Annotated in this window: 13 protein-coding genes; 9 read left to right on the top strand and 4 right to left on the bottom strand. The window is 41.3% G+C overall.

What is annotated here, in order from left to right:
• Positions 1–105 precede the first annotated feature (105 nt).
• The 4 genes from CGB83_RS13435 to CGB83_RS13420 all read left to right on the top strand — a co-directional run bounded on the left by CGB83_RS13435 (position 106) and on the right by CGB83_RS13420 (position 4,444).
• Positions 106–480: a BlaI/MecI/CopY family transcriptional regulator gene (locus CGB83_RS13435; RefSeq protein ID WP_100076253.1), complete on the top strand. Its 375-nt coding sequence runs from the start codon at positions 106–108 to the stop codon at positions 478–480.
• Positions 477–1,865, top strand: coding sequence for a M56 family metallopeptidase (locus CGB83_RS13430; RefSeq protein WP_100076252.1), 1,389 nt, complete (start codon positions 477–479; stop codon positions 1,863–1,865). The genes CGB83_RS13435 and CGB83_RS13430 overlap by 4 nt, the downstream gene beginning before the upstream one ends.
• 143 nt (positions 1,866–2,008) lie before the next feature.
• A complete protein-coding gene (gene uvrB, locus CGB83_RS13425; protein WP_100076251.1) occupies positions 2,009–4,000 on the top strand; it encodes an excinuclease ABC subunit UvrB in 1,992 nt (663 codons plus the stop codon).
• Positions 4,001–4,078: 78 nt separating this feature from the next.
• Positions 4,079–4,444: a VOC family protein gene (locus CGB83_RS13420; RefSeq protein ID WP_100076250.1), complete on the top strand. Its 366-nt coding sequence runs from the start codon at positions 4,079–4,081 to the stop codon at positions 4,442–4,444.
• Positions 4,445–4,531: 87 nt separating this feature from the next.
• On the opposite strand, the gene CGB83_RS13415 is transcribed toward CGB83_RS13420, so the two are convergent.
• From CGB83_RS13415 to CGB83_RS13405, 3 genes are all read right to left on the bottom strand, one after another.
• Positions 4,532–4,723 carry a DUF3820 family protein gene (locus tag CGB83_RS13415; RefSeq protein ID WP_236847238.1) on the bottom strand — a complete coding sequence of 64 codons (192 nt, stop codon included), beginning with the start codon at positions 4,721–4,723 and terminating at the stop codon, positions 4,532–4,534.
• Positions 4,724–4,768: 45 nt separating this feature from the next.
• Positions 4,769–5,857, bottom strand: a complete 1,089-nt coding sequence (locus tag CGB83_RS13410; RefSeq protein WP_100077594.1) for an AI-2E family transporter — start codon at positions 5,855–5,857, stop codon at positions 4,769–4,771.
• Positions 5,858–6,069: 212 nt separating this feature from the next.
• A complete protein-coding gene (locus CGB83_RS13405; RefSeq protein ID WP_100076248.1) occupies positions 6,070–6,831 on the bottom strand; it encodes a hypothetical protein in 762 nt (253 codons plus the stop codon).
• 47 nt (positions 6,832–6,878) lie between these two features.
• On the opposite strand from CGB83_RS13405, the gene CGB83_RS13400 reads away from it, so the two are divergent.
• A complete protein-coding gene (locus tag CGB83_RS13400; protein ID WP_100076247.1) occupies positions 6,879–7,859 on the top strand; it encodes an aminodeoxychorismate synthase component I in 981 nt (326 codons plus the stop codon).
• Positions 7,843–8,481, top strand: coding sequence for an aminotransferase class IV (locus CGB83_RS13395; RefSeq protein ID WP_100076246.1), 639 nt, complete (start codon positions 7,843–7,845; stop codon positions 8,479–8,481). The genes CGB83_RS13400 and CGB83_RS13395 overlap by 17 nt, the downstream gene beginning before the upstream one ends.
• Here CGB83_RS13395 and menD read toward each other — a convergent pair.
• The gene (gene menD, locus CGB83_RS13390; protein ID WP_100076245.1) at positions 8,468–10,144 is read right to left on the bottom strand and encodes a 2-succinyl-5-enolpyruvyl-6-hydroxy-3-cyclohexene-1-carboxylic-acid synthase; all 1,677 of its coding nucleotides are present in this window, start codon (positions 10,142–10,144) and stop codon (positions 8,468–8,470) included. The two genes, CGB83_RS13395 and menD, sit on opposite strands and share 14 nt — an antisense overlap.
• An 85-nt stretch (positions 10,145–10,229) precedes the next feature.
• Between menD and CGB83_RS13385 the strand changes: the two genes are divergently transcribed.
• From CGB83_RS13385 to CGB83_RS13380, 3 genes are all read left to right on the top strand, one after another.
• Entirely contained in the window at positions 10,230–11,180 is a 951-nt protein-coding gene (locus tag CGB83_RS13385; RefSeq protein ID WP_100076244.1) for an isopenicillin N synthase family dioxygenase, read from the top strand.
• Between the two features lie 114 nt (positions 11,181–11,294).
• A complete protein-coding gene (locus CGB83_RS20335; RefSeq protein ID WP_172954706.1) occupies positions 11,295–11,456 on the top strand; it encodes a bacteriocin-like protein in 162 nt (53 codons plus the stop codon).
• 505 nt (positions 11,457–11,961) lie between these two features.
• Positions 11,962–13,023: a T9SS type A sorting domain-containing protein gene (locus CGB83_RS13380; RefSeq protein WP_100076243.1), complete on the top strand. Its 1,062-nt coding sequence runs from the start codon at positions 11,962–11,964 to the stop codon at positions 13,021–13,023.
• Position 13,024: the final 1 nt, after the last annotated feature.

Raw genomic sequence — 13,024 nt, 5'->3', positions numbered from 1 at the left:
ATTAGATTGATGGTTCCGGAAATGGATGGAAAAATAATGCCATAAAAATTTGGCAGTTCATATTTTTATTCTACATTTGTAGAACAAATTAACAATCCGTAGAATATGAAAGAAATAAAACTTACCGATTCTGAAAAAGGCCTTATGGATATTCTTTGGGAAAAAGAAAAAGCATTCATGAAGGATATCCTGGAGTCTTATCCGGAGCCAAAACCGGCAACGACCACGATTGCCACGCTGTTGAAAAGAATGCAGAACAAAGATTTTGTTGGCTACAACTTGTATGGAAATTCCCGCGAATACTTTCCGAAAATCGCGAAAGGGGAATATTTCAAAGAAGAAATGTCTTCCATGATTGACCGTTTTTTCAACAGTTCTGTAACACAGTTTGCTTCGTTTTTTACCTCGAACGCAAAACTATCCCAGAAAGAGCTGAAAGAACTCCGTGAAATTATCGACAGGCAAATTGATGAAAAATGATAATCCTTTTTAAAATTATACTGTGCTCTGCCCTGCTGATTGCATTGTACTATGGATTTTTGCAGAAGGAAAAGATGTACCGGTTCAATAGGATCTATCTGCTATTTTCATTGTTGTTTTCTTATGCGGTTCCTTTTATCTCCATCAGTACGGAAGCTCCGAAACCTGTCAACCGTTTACAGACTACCCTTGAAACTACCCAGCAGATTCTGGATCTTACACCCGGGCAGAACGATTTCGACTTCATTAATTTGATCTGGATAATCTATGGAATCATCACTACTGTATTCCTATGCAGACTCATTATTTCATTTATGAAAATCAAAAATGTAAAGGGAGAAAAGATCATTTATCAAAATCAGAAAGTTTCAGTAACAGAAGATGAAATACAGCCTTTCAGTTTTTGGGATACGATCTACTTAGGAAAAAGATATTTCATGAATAATCAAATAGATGATAGAATTTTTCTGCATGAAAAAAGCCACCTGGAACAGAATCACAGCATTGATCTCATTATTATCGAAATAGTGAAAGCTTTCACTTGGTTCAATCCTGCTGTCTACTTTTACAAAAACGCCATCCTTATGAATCATGAATTCCTGGCGGATGACTCGGTTTTGAAAAATAATTTTAACGTCAAAGACTATCAGAATTTAGTATTAGAAGAAATCATCTCAAATCAAAATTATACCCTCACCAATACATTCAATTTTAAAAATACCAAAAAACGTTTTATTATGATGAACACCAAGAAGTCCACATGGACCCAAGTGAAAAAAGCCATCAGTATCCCTGCTCTGGTCATTGTTTTCGGATTATTTGTAGAAAAAACCTATGCCCATCCGATTGAAAAAATGATTGAAAGGACACAAAAGAAAATGTCAGGGCCTGATTACGATCCGGCAGACCAAACCAAACAAAACGAAGGTACGGAATCTGCAAAATATGATTTGTCTGAAGCATCTGAAATTCCTGAGCAGCTGATCGAAAATAAAAAGATCCAGGATACCATCCGGCCGCAAGAAGGTAAAAACATCAATCTGAATCAGGAAACGGTGTCCAATTCAACAAATGATCCAACACAGCTTCCGCAATTTCCGGGCGGAATGAATGAACTGAGAAACAAAGTTTTAAAATTATTCGACGCCTCCAGACTGGAAGCTGAAAAACCGAAAGGCTTGTCAAGAGCCGATATTCTGTATACCGTAAATGAAACCGGAAGTGTGGTGAATATAAAAGTTGCAGGAAATAATGAGTCTTTTAATAATGAAGCATTGACCTCATTTAAAAAAGCCAATGAAAATGTCACTTGGAAGCCTGCGGAAAAAGATGGAAAGCCAGTGAATTACGCTATGCGAATGCCTTTAACCATGTCATTTGAATAAACAGACGAGCATCCGAAACCGGATGCTTTTTTATTGGTTAACGATAAATAAAATGAATCATCAAAATACAGATTAAGATCCATCATATATTTCAATGCCAAATAATTCTTTCGTATTTTTGTTAGGATAACATCACAAATTTTATGAATTTTAAACTTCAATCAGAATATAAACCTACCGGGGACCAGCCATTAGCGATCCAGAAACTTACCGAAGGCATTGAGATCGGTGAGAAATACCAGACTTTGCTTGGGGTAACTGGCTCCGGTAAAACCTTTACGGTAGCCAATGTGGTTCAGAATGTGCAAAAACCCACCCTTGTCCTGGCCCACAACAAGACGCTTGCTGCACAGCTTTTCATGGAATTTAAAGAGTTCTTTCCGGAAAATGCCGTTGAATATTTTGTAAGCTACTATGATTACTATCAGCCGGAAGCTTATATTGCTTCTTCAGGAACCTATATAGAAAAAGACCTCAGCATCAACGAAGAAGTGGAAAAGCTCAGGTTATCAGCCACCGCAAGTCTTTTATCCGGAAGGAGGGATGTGCTTATTGTAGCCTCGGTATCCTGTATCTATGGTATCGGGAACCCTTCCGAGTTTCACAAATCGCTCATATCCATTGGTATTGGAGAGAAAGTGACGCGTACGGCACTACTGCATGCGTTGGTCAACGCATTATATTCCAGAACTTTGAATGAATTCCAGCGCGGGACGTTCCGTGTTAAGGGCGATGTGATTGATGTGTTCCCGGCTTATGCGGATAATGCGATCAGGATCCAGTTTTTCGGTGATGAGATTGAAAAGATCCAGAGCTTCGATCCCGTAACGGGGAACGTAACGGCAGCGTTCGACCAGATCCAGATTTATCCGGCCAACCTTTTCGTTACATCGAAGGAAACCCTGAACGGAGCGATCAGGAATATCCAGGATGACCTGGTTAAACAGGTGGATTTCTTCAATGAAGTAGAAAAACCCTTAGAAGCCAAAAGGCTTCAGGAAAGAACGGAACTGGATCTTGAAATGATCAAGGAGCTGGGGTACTGCTCAGGTATTGAGAATTACTCCCGTTATCTGGACGGACGTGTGCCCGGTTCGCGCCCATTCTGCCTGATCGATTATTTCCCTAAAGATTTCCTGATGGTGATTGACGAGAGCCACGTTACGGTACCTCAGGTCCATGCCATGTACGGAGGTGACCGCAGCCGTAAGGAATCGCTGGTAGAATACGGATTCCGACTTCCTGCAGCTATGGATAACAGGCCATTGAAGTTCGAGGAATTTGAAAGCATGCAGAACCAGGTAATCTATGTATCCGCTACTCCGGCAGATTATGAGCTTGAAAAAACAGGCGGTACGTATGTGGAACAGATCATCCGTCCCACAGGATTGTTAGATCCGATCATAGAAATCCGTCCGACAGCCAACCAGATCGATGACCTGATGGAAGAAATCCGCAAAAGGGCTGAAGTAGACGAAAGGGTTCTCGTAACGACCCTGACCAAGAAAATGGCTGAAGAGCTGACCAAATACTTTACCAAATTCGGGATCAGGACCCGGTATATCCACTCCGATGTGGAAACGCTGGAAAGAATACAGATCATGCAGGACCTCCGGGTAGGACTGTTCGATGTACTTATCGGTGTAAACCTTCTCAGAGAGGGACTTGACCTTCCGGAAGTTTCACTGGTAGCCATTCTGGATGCCGATAAAGAAGGGATGCTGAGAAGCAGGAGATCCATGATCCAGACGGTAGGACGGGCAGCCCGGAATATCAGCGGCCGCGCCATCATGTATGCCGATAAGATTACCAAATCCATGCAGACCACACTGGACGAAACAGAATACCGCCGTGCCAAGCAGATGCAATACAATGAAGAACATGGTGTTGTTCCGAGAGCACTCAACAAGAAGATCTCTGAAAGCCTGGTAGGTAGAAGCAAGGACTTTCCGGATGAAAAATATACCCAGAAAGAAATCCTTCAGAAAGTTGCGGACGCCAAGGCAAGCTATACATCCGGAGACATGGATAAAGTCATCAGCCAAAAACAGAAAGAGATGGAAGCCGCTGCCAAAAACCTTGATTTTATCAAAGCTGCTAAGCTAAGAGATGAAATTGCGGCACTAAAAGCATAACCTGGTTACTGCTGCGGCATCTTCGATGCCGCAGCAGTAACCTTTCCTATAAACCCTTAACAATATTATTTATCAGCCATGAAAAAAGTAACAGGAATCGGCGGCATTTTTTTTAAATGCAAAGACCCGCAAGCCATTAAAGAATGGTATAAAACCCACTTAGGATTAAACGTGAATGATTACGGAGCTACTTTTGAACCTGAAGAGGATTCAAAAGGTTCCCTAAGCTGGAGCCCGTTTCCGGAGTCTACCACTTATTTCCAGCCATCAGAATATCCGTTTATGATCAACTATATCGTTGATAACCTGGAACAGCTGGTACAGGAACTGAAACAGGCTGATGTAGGAATACTTGATGAAATTTCATCCTATGAATACGGAAAATTCATCCATATCCTGGATCCGGAAGGCCATAAGATAGAATTATGGGAACCTGTAAAATAATGAAGAAAACAGATTATTAATACAATGACTTTATATTTCCAGGTCATGACCAATAATAAACAAAAGCTATATTGCTCATGACCCGGATTATCTGTTTTTAAGGGACATCCGGATAGGAATCAGGAGTTCCATGAGACCGTTGATCTTGATTTCATATATGGTAGCAAGCTGCATACCCAGCTTTCCTTTAGGCATTCCCTGGCGCTGGAACCATTCCAGATAACTGACCGGAAGGTCGGCCAGTACCGTTCCTTCATATTTGCCGAACGGCATTTTCATGATACAGATGTCACGCAGGATTTCCGGATTTACCCCTTCCACAGTTTATAATACTATTTCGATTTTATTTTCTAGTTCTTTGTTCTTATCAGGAATTTCAAGTTCCGGAGTATCATTGTCTGAAAACTCGTCCTTGTACACCTGAATCAGAAGAAGGGTGAAAGATACTAAAATCGGCCCGAAAATCAGCCCCATAAATCCGAATAAATTCATCCCCATGATAATACCGAAAACGGTATTTAACGGGTGGATATCCTCCAGCTTTTTAAGCAGTGTGAAACGCAGCAGGTTATCGGTTAAGCCTACCACGATGAGGCAATATGCTGCAAGGCCTAATCCATGGCCTGTATCGCCCTCAGCAAACATATAAATACAGACAGGCCCATACACAATTGCTGCCCCCACGACAGGAATCATGGAAGCTGCTGCTGTTAAGGCAAACAAAAGAATAGGACTCGGAGCGCCGAAAATAAAATACCCTACCAAAGCTACGATACCCTGCCCAAGGGCTACCACAGGAATTCCGATGGCATTGGCTATGATCAGTTTTCTCATCTTTTCTCCGATCAGGGATACGTTAGCTCTTTTCAGCGGTGCAGAAGAGGCCAGGATGCGTTCAAAAAACCTCGGCTTTTCAAGCATGAAATAGAGGATGAAATACATGGAGGCAATTACGGTAAGTGTATTGACCGTGCTGCTGAGCGCAGTGGTTGAGAACTGACCTACAAAAGTCTTCAGCCTGCCCATATTCTCTTTGCTCAGGATATCAAACCCGACTTTAGAATAAATATAAGAATGTATTTTCTCCAGGAAAACATTGAATTTCGTCATATAAGCCTGGGCATTCCCCAGCTTTTCAATCAGCAGGTCTCCGATAAAATAAACCGGAAGGATGATAATGATAAGGCTCGCCAGCATCAGAATAGTGGCCGCCAGCCATGGTTTCATTTTCCTTTCTTCCTGGAGATAAAAATTATATTTACGGCACACCACATAAATGGTAATGGCACCCAGGACCGAAGGGATAAAAAGAGCAAGGTTAAAGCAGATTAGGCCTACCAATATAATAATAATAGACAGCAGGAATACCTGCTTGATCTTCACCCCACTGATTTGCTGATCTTTATTCATCATATGTATCGTATTTTGATTTGATTTTAAATTAGAAATACCTATACACAGCATCTGAGATCCTACCGGCATGTCTAAAGAGCATTCAACGCCTGCTATGTAAAGTCAGGAATGAAACACTAAAAAACGTGCCATATTAATATCTTACAGCAGAATACTTGTAACAAGATACAGCCTTATACCGTGTTTTATTCAGGATTAAAAATTGCCCGGTACTAGTACCCTGATGATTCAGTATTTTTTCCCGGAAGATGTTTTTCAGAAAAGATAATCTGGTACAGGGAATAGATCATAGCGTTCCAGAAAGGGAATGTAAACAAAGCCCCGAAAAAGAACAGCAGCAATCCGGCATATTTAAAAAGTACAGCTACGATAATACACACCGTGATTTCCAGGAAGTACATCCGCAACGCTTTTACATTTAAAGAAATCGCTTCAAAGATCCGCCTGTCCATAAAAAACATCAGAGGCGCAACCAGTAAGGTTACATACACCCATACAATAGCCAGGATGATTGTCTGTGCGGTGTAAGCATAGACAAAGAACCAGAAAATATAGTAGGAAACATACCTGAAAAAATTTACCCCCCGGTATCCTGCAAATAAATCACTGATTTCCAGAGTTTCCTTCAGGTCGATCTTCCTGAAGATCTGATAAAAACCCAGGTTAAGGGGATATAAAAAGACCAGTGTCCCGATAAGAGACCATGAAAACACCTGGAACCCTTTGTCAGAAACCATTTTAGCCATCTGGGCACTGTACTGTTCTATGCCTCCCCCTTTCGCGTAAACTGCAGCAGCGTCCATATACTGTTGTATGATCCCATAACGCGCATCAAAATAGAATATAACGGTAAAAAGGATTCCGAAATAGATGACGGAGAACATCAGCTGGAACATCAGGGTCCTGCTCCAGTAGAAAAATGCCTGCTTCAGTATAAAATCAATTCCCGGTTTCTGAGGATATTTGTTCTGCATCAAAAAATTTTTATGCAAAAGTAAACATCAATAAGTACTTTTGCCGAATGTTTTCTGCAAATCATCAAAAATTTATCGAGATGGATGAGCTTTCCCTGCGGAAGGTTCCTTATTTCTTTATGATTGATTTCCTCGCATCGCAGGTTGAGGTCTTTCAGGAAAATGAGCTGGAAGCTGCCGGACTGCTGATTGACTTCCAGAACTTCTCCAATACCGGAAAAGAAATCCGTACACTGGAAAAAGAAGTAGGCTGGAAAACCTTTCCGGAAACCCTGGAAAGCTTCCGGAAAGGCTTTGATGAGGTACAAAGGAACCTGAAGCTTGGCAACTCGTACCTGATCAACTACACCCGAAAGACCCCGATTGAAACCAGCCTTTCATTAAGAGAAATTTTTTATCACTCCCATGCAAAGTACAAGGTGTTTTATAAAGATTTTTTCGTATTTTTTTCTCCTGAAACTTTTGTGAAGATTATTGACGGTAAGATTTTTACCTATCCTATGAAAGGCACCATAGATGCTTCCCTTGAGAATGCCGCAGAAATCCTGAAAAACGACAAAAAGGAGAAGGCGGAGCATTATACGGTAGTGGACCTTTTGAGGAATGACCTGAGCAGGGTTTCGGATCACGTCAAAGTAGACCGGTTCCAGCATATTGATTTTATTAAAACCCGGCAAAAGGACCTGCTGGCTATGAGTTCGGAAATCTCAGGAACCGTGAAGCCGGAATTTGCCGGAAGAATAGGCAGCATGATGCAGCAGCTGCTCCCCGCAGGATCAATTCTGGGAGCACCGAAAGCGAAGACGCTGGAAGTCATCCTGGATGCGGAAGGCTATGACCGGGGTTTTTATACCGGGGTCTGCGGCTGGTTTGACGGCCAGGACCTGGACAGCTGTGTCATGATCCGATTTATTGAACGCGAAGGCGATCAGCTGTATTTTAAAAGCGGCGGCGGAATTACCCATATGAGCCGGCTGGAAGACGAGTATGAGGAAATGAAAAATAAAATTTATGTACCAATTCATTGAAAGTATTAAAGTAGAGGACCAGGAAATTTTTCTTCTCGACCTACATCAGAAACGCGTTGATGAAACCTTCTCCCATTTCGGAAAAAACGGGGATTCCATCAATCTGGAAAAGATTTATGATCACCTCAACCATGAGGAAGACGGCCTTTTTAAACTGAGGATTACCTATGACCTTGACAAAAAGATCAGGACGCAGATGATCCCGTACGCCATTCCGGAGATCGGGAGCTTCCAGCTTGTGGAAAACAACAGCTATGATTATTCCTTTAAATTTGAAAACAGAAAGGAACTTGATATGATGAAGATGAAAGCGAAGGCTGAGGAAATCATCATCGTTAAAAACAACCATATCACGGATACTTCATACTCCAACCTCCTCTTCCTGAAAGGCAAGGAATGGTTTACGCCTTCCACCTACCTGCTGAACGGAGTACAGAGACAGCACCTCCTGAAGACGAAAAAAATTAAGGAGCGGGACATTACGCTTCAGAATATCAAAGAATTCTCTCATTTCCAGCTGATCAACGCCCTGAACGATTTTGATGAAAATTTCATCTATCCCATCCATAAGATCGTCAACCTGCCCGGAAATGAAGAATATTCAGACCTTAATTATCTTTGACAAAACTGAAATATGATTTCAGGACGGAAGCATTGCTTTTACCCGCCGTATTCACTTCCAGGATCTTAGGCTGCATATCCGCTTTGAAGAAATTTTCCAGGACCCTGTCAAGCGTAGCCTCATCATCCACCTTACTGTAGGAAAACCCGAAATGCTTGGCAAGAAGCTCGGCATTTTTGTGGTGCCTTGTCGCAATGAATTCATCCAGCGTATTAGGGTTGGCATTGCCCGGACCCGGGATAATCTTAAATATGTTCCCTTCCCCGTTATTAAAGATGATAATCCTTACAAAAGGCGGTATATACTGATTCCATAGCCCGTTGATGTCATAGAAGAAACTCAGGTCTCCCGTAATCAGGACAGTAGGATTCGGATTTTTGATGGCAAAGCCCATTGCTGTGGAAGTTGAACCGTCGATTCCGCTGGTGCCCCTGTTGCAGTAGATCCTCCGTTTTCCATAATCAAACAGCTGTGCATAGCGGATCGCTGAACTGTTGCTGAAATGGACATTATAATTTTCCGGTATGGTCTGGGAAGTTTTATTGAAGAAATAAAAATCCGAAAACTCCACCAGGTTCAGGTACTGTTCGTGCCTCGCATCTTTTTTATCCCTTAAAACATCCCAAAGGTTGAAATAAGGCCTGGGCTCAAGGCTGATCATTTTAAGAAGCTTTGAAAAAAATGCTTCCGGTTTCACTTCTATCTTTTCCGTGAGGGCGAGATAGGTATCCGGCTGCCATACCTCATCCAGATGCCAATGCTGCTTGGGATGCGCGCTCCTCAGGAACTGCTTCACTTTTTTGGATACAACGTTCTGCCCTACTGTAATCAGCAGGTCCGGGGCATAGGTTTTATAATCTTCTTCCGTAAAGTTATAGATATAACGGTCGATATGCCTGAAAAACTTTTCATGGTACAGGTTCGAGTTCACTTCGCTCAGGACTACCGCAGAATGATTTTTTACAAGTTGCGAAAGCTGGCTTTCCAGCTCCGCACTATAATCCCTGGTTCCTACCAGGATCATGATCCTTTTGGAAGTATTCCAGTCTGCCACCAGGTTGGAAGGGATCTCATACTCTTTGGTCCTGATCGTTTTTTCAACGGTAGGAAAAGTCGGGATCTCCGAAACCAGATGGTACAGAGGTTCCTCCAGGGGAATATTGATATGCACCGGACCCTGCTTTTCAAAGCAGAGCTCAATGGCCTTTTTAATGATGTCAAAATTAAGTTCTTCCGCGTTCTCCTTACTGTCTTCCACCATCTGGAAATCTCCGTATGAATGCTGCTGGAAGAGATGGTTCTGGCGGATGGTCTGCCCGTCAAAAATATCGACATAATCCGTCGGGCGGTCAGCCGTTAAAATCAGCATCGGGATATTCCGATAAAAAGCTTCGGTGACGGCCGGATAATAATTGGCCGCAGCCGATCCGCTGGTGCAGGTAATGGCAACCGGTTTCTTCTCACTCATCGCCATGCCCAATCCGACAAAAGCCGCACTCCTTTCATCCACAATGCTGTAGCAGTTGAACCCATCTACTTCCGAAAAATGAATGGCAAGTGGAGCATTCCTGGAACCCGGAGAAATCACCACATCTGAAATTCCGTATTGTCTGAGAAGGTGCGCCAGTATCTGAATGCTTCTTTTGGAAGAGTATTTTTTCATAAGGCAAATTTAGTTTATATATACCTATTTAAAAATCATTTAAGCCAAAAAAAATGTAATTTAGCCGTTCGTTAAATTTCTAAAAATGGACAAAATACCTAGTGTAGACCTGCGTGATTTCCTTTCGGGTGACCCGGAACGCAAACAGAAATTTGTAAATGAAATCGGAAAAGCTTATGAAGAAATTGGTTTTGTTGCCTTAAAAGGCCATTTTCTTGATGACCAATTGGTAGATGAACTCTATAAAGAAGTGAAAAACTTTTTTGAACTCCCTGCGGAAACGAAACAGAAGTATGAGATCCCGGGGATCGGAGGACAAAGAGGGTATGTAGGATTCGGTAAAGAAACCGCAAAAGGCTTCAAGAAAGGAGACCTGAAAGAATTCTGGCATTTCGGCCAGTATGTATCCGAAGACTCGAAATACAAAAGCGAATACCCTGACAACGTTATCGTAGAAGAACTTCCTGAATTCAATAAGGTTGGGAAAGAAGCCTATCAGATGCTTGAAAAAACAGGACAGTATGTATTGAGGGCACTTGCCCTGCATCTCGGTCTGGATGAATTTTATTTTGATGATAAAATCGCGGAAGGCAATTCTATCTTAAGGCCTATCCATTACCCGCCGATTACCCAGGAGCCGGATGATGCGGTAAGAGCAGCAGCACACGGGGACATTAACCTCATTACCCTTTTAATGGGAGCCCAGGGTAAAGGCCTCCAGGTACAGAATCATAAAGGGGAATGGATTGATGCTATTGCCGAACCTGATGAACTGATGATCAACGTCGGTGATATGCTTTCCCGGCATACCAACAATAAACTGAAATCTACCATTCACCGCGTGGTCAATCCGCCGAGAGAATTATGGGGCACTTCAAGATATTCCATCCCATTCTTCATGCACCCGGTAAGCTCCATGCCTCTGAATGCGCTTGAAAACTGTGTGGATGAAAAGCATCCCAAGCTGTTTGAAGATACTACTGCCGGAGAATTCCTTCACGAAAGGCTGATAGAACTGGGACTGATTAAGAAATAATCACACCTTCGCTCGTTGTTGAAAAAGTTTTTTAAAGAAAGGATACCACATCTGTTTTATGAATTAGTTTTTTATCTATATTTACATAACTATCAAATTTTTAATTAAAACAGTATGAAAAATTTAAAAAAACTAAGCAAAGGCCAATTAAAAGGAATTTCAGGAGGAGGAATCAAGCCGCTTCCTGAGCCGGAATTATGCATGTATGCATGTGGGAATATCCTTATCTGTGCAACATGCAGTAACGACTTCAAATGCCCGGATAATTCCATCTAATTTGAAATCCAAAAAAGTTTATACTGAAACCGCTCCTGAGGAGCGGTTTTTTATTTATTATTCATCAATATGAGATTCTGATAACAGTACCTGATGAAAGGTGAACAAGTAGAAATTAAATCAAAAAACAGAGATCCGGTTCTCCTGAAAGCAATTGAAAAGAGCATCTAAATGGTTATAAAATCACATTAAAGAGATAAAATAATAAAATTAATTACTTAATTATCAATATTTTGAAATTAAATTACCGTTTTTTATTTTAAAAATCATTTTGGAAATGGATTATTAATTATATTTGGAAATGACAGAATTTTACGGATAGCCTTTACCTACCCATCTCTGACAAAAACTAAATGACCATGAAATTATGCAACGGAAGATTTATTGACAGGAAATATTGTTAAATGCCACTAATTTTAGTGTATCCAATTTTCTTTCATAAGTCGGACATACCGAAACAGCGACTTAAAATAAACTGAAAGTAGGCTATCTTTTACAAAAATTTATGAAAAAACTAATCTCCATTTTTTTTATACTGGTATTTTCCAGTAGCATCTACGCCGGCTGGAGCACATCAGAAAGAAAAAACTGCAAATGGTGGAACAAAAAATACCATGCGACAGCAAGGGTTTTTACAGGGCTGTTTGCTTCCCAGACAACCGGTAACTGCGGATATGCGTATGCCGAAAAAATTAAAAACTGTGCCTGGCAAAAAGCTTCCCGTGGAGATAACGGGATCTGGGCACAAGGCGGTGTTAATAAGAGAATCTGCTCCAGAGGAGAAGTGATCAGCCTGTTTGACGAGTTTTTCTTACCTCAGACAGAAGAGGCTGAAGAGACTATTGAAGAATCTGAAATCAAGGCTGCACCATCTATCTTTGATGAAGATTCCCATGCTGTGGCAATTCCTAATATTAACGGAAAAATAAGACTGAAAAAGAACAATGGTTTTTATTCGGATCTTCGTTTTTCAATCTGGAAGCCAACTGATGACACTGTGAATTTCATTGAGGATGAAACCATGGATGATTCGGAAATCCTGCATCAGATCACTGTAAAAGTAACGGATAACGGTTTGATATTTAAAGGAGAGCTGGTTACAGAGGAAATTAAATCCAAATTTGAAGTCGTGAATACCGGAGATGAAATCTATGTGGTCATAACCGGGCTTACGTTAAAGTTTCCAGTAGACCAGAGCATCTCATTAGATGAGGTATCTGTACAGATTGAGGGCGACGGTGCACCGGATACTAAAGCCAATGCTGCTAAAATGTCAGACAATACCGATCTGGCTGTTGCTAAAAATGAATATCAATTTAATGTATATCCGAATCCTACTTCTGATTTCATTACTATAGATTTCTCGAACAACCTTTCAGAAGGAAATACCAACATCCAGATCTACAACTTCTCAGGAAAAAAAGTGAAGGATGTATATAACGGTCAGGTTAACAGAGGAAACTCAAAATCGTTAAAGATTGATCTTTCTTCCCTTCCAAAAGGAGAGTATTTCATACTTATAGACAGTAACGGCAAAAGGCTGAGCAAAAAAATAATCAAAGACTAAC

Origin of the sequence: Chryseobacterium camelliae, from assembly GCF_002770595.1 — a bacterium.
Taxonomy (GTDB): domain Bacteria; phylum Bacteroidota; class Bacteroidia; order Flavobacteriales; family Weeksellaceae; genus Chryseobacterium; species Chryseobacterium camelliae.
The sequence above is the reverse complement of the archived record's forward strand: the minus strand, read 5'-3'. Positions and strand labels throughout refer to the sequence as shown.

What these genes read in the sequence shown, in the direction of transcription:
- CGB83_RS13435 (WP_100076253.1), top strand. Translation starts at nt 106, where the DNA reads ATGAAAGAAATAAAACTTACCGATTCTGAAAAAGGCCTTATGGATATT.
- CGB83_RS13430 (WP_100076252.1), top strand. Translation starts at nt 477, where the DNA reads ATGATAATCCTTTTTAAAATTATACTGTGCTCTGCCCTGCTGATTGCA.
- uvrB (WP_100076251.1), top strand. Translation starts at nt 2,009, where the DNA reads ATGAATTTTAAACTTCAATCAGAATATAAACCTACCGGGGACCAGCCA.
- CGB83_RS13420 (WP_100076250.1), top strand. Translation starts at nt 4,079, where the DNA reads ATGAAAAAAGTAACAGGAATCGGCGGCATTTTTTTTAAATGCAAAGAC.
- CGB83_RS13415 (WP_236847238.1), bottom strand. Translation starts at nt 4,723, where the DNA reads ATGAAAATGCCGTTCGGCAAATATGAAGGAACGGTACTGGCCGACCTT.
- CGB83_RS13410 (WP_100077594.1), bottom strand. Translation starts at nt 5,857, where the DNA reads ATGATGAATAAAGATCAGCAAATCAGTGGGGTGAAGATCAAGCAGGTA.
- CGB83_RS13405 (WP_100076248.1), bottom strand. Translation starts at nt 6,831, where the DNA reads ATGCAGAACAAATATCCTCAGAAACCGGGAATTGATTTTATACTGAAG.
- CGB83_RS13400 (WP_100076247.1), top strand. Translation starts at nt 6,879, where the DNA reads ATGTTTTCTGCAAATCATCAAAAATTTATCGAGATGGATGAGCTTTCC.
- CGB83_RS13395 (WP_100076246.1), top strand. Translation starts at nt 7,843, where the DNA reads ATGTACCAATTCATTGAAAGTATTAAAGTAGAGGACCAGGAAATTTTT.
- menD (WP_100076245.1), bottom strand. Translation starts at nt 10,144, where the DNA reads ATGAAAAAATACTCTTCCAAAAGAAGCATTCAGATACTGGCGCACCTT.
- CGB83_RS13385 (WP_100076244.1), top strand. Translation starts at nt 10,230, where the DNA reads ATGGACAAAATACCTAGTGTAGACCTGCGTGATTTCCTTTCGGGTGAC.
- CGB83_RS20335 (WP_172954706.1), top strand. Translation starts at nt 11,295, where the DNA reads ATGAAAAATTTAAAAAAACTAAGCAAAGGCCAATTAAAAGGAATTTCA.
- CGB83_RS13380 (WP_100076243.1), top strand. Translation starts at nt 11,962, where the DNA reads ATGAAAAAACTAATCTCCATTTTTTTTATACTGGTATTTTCCAGTAGC.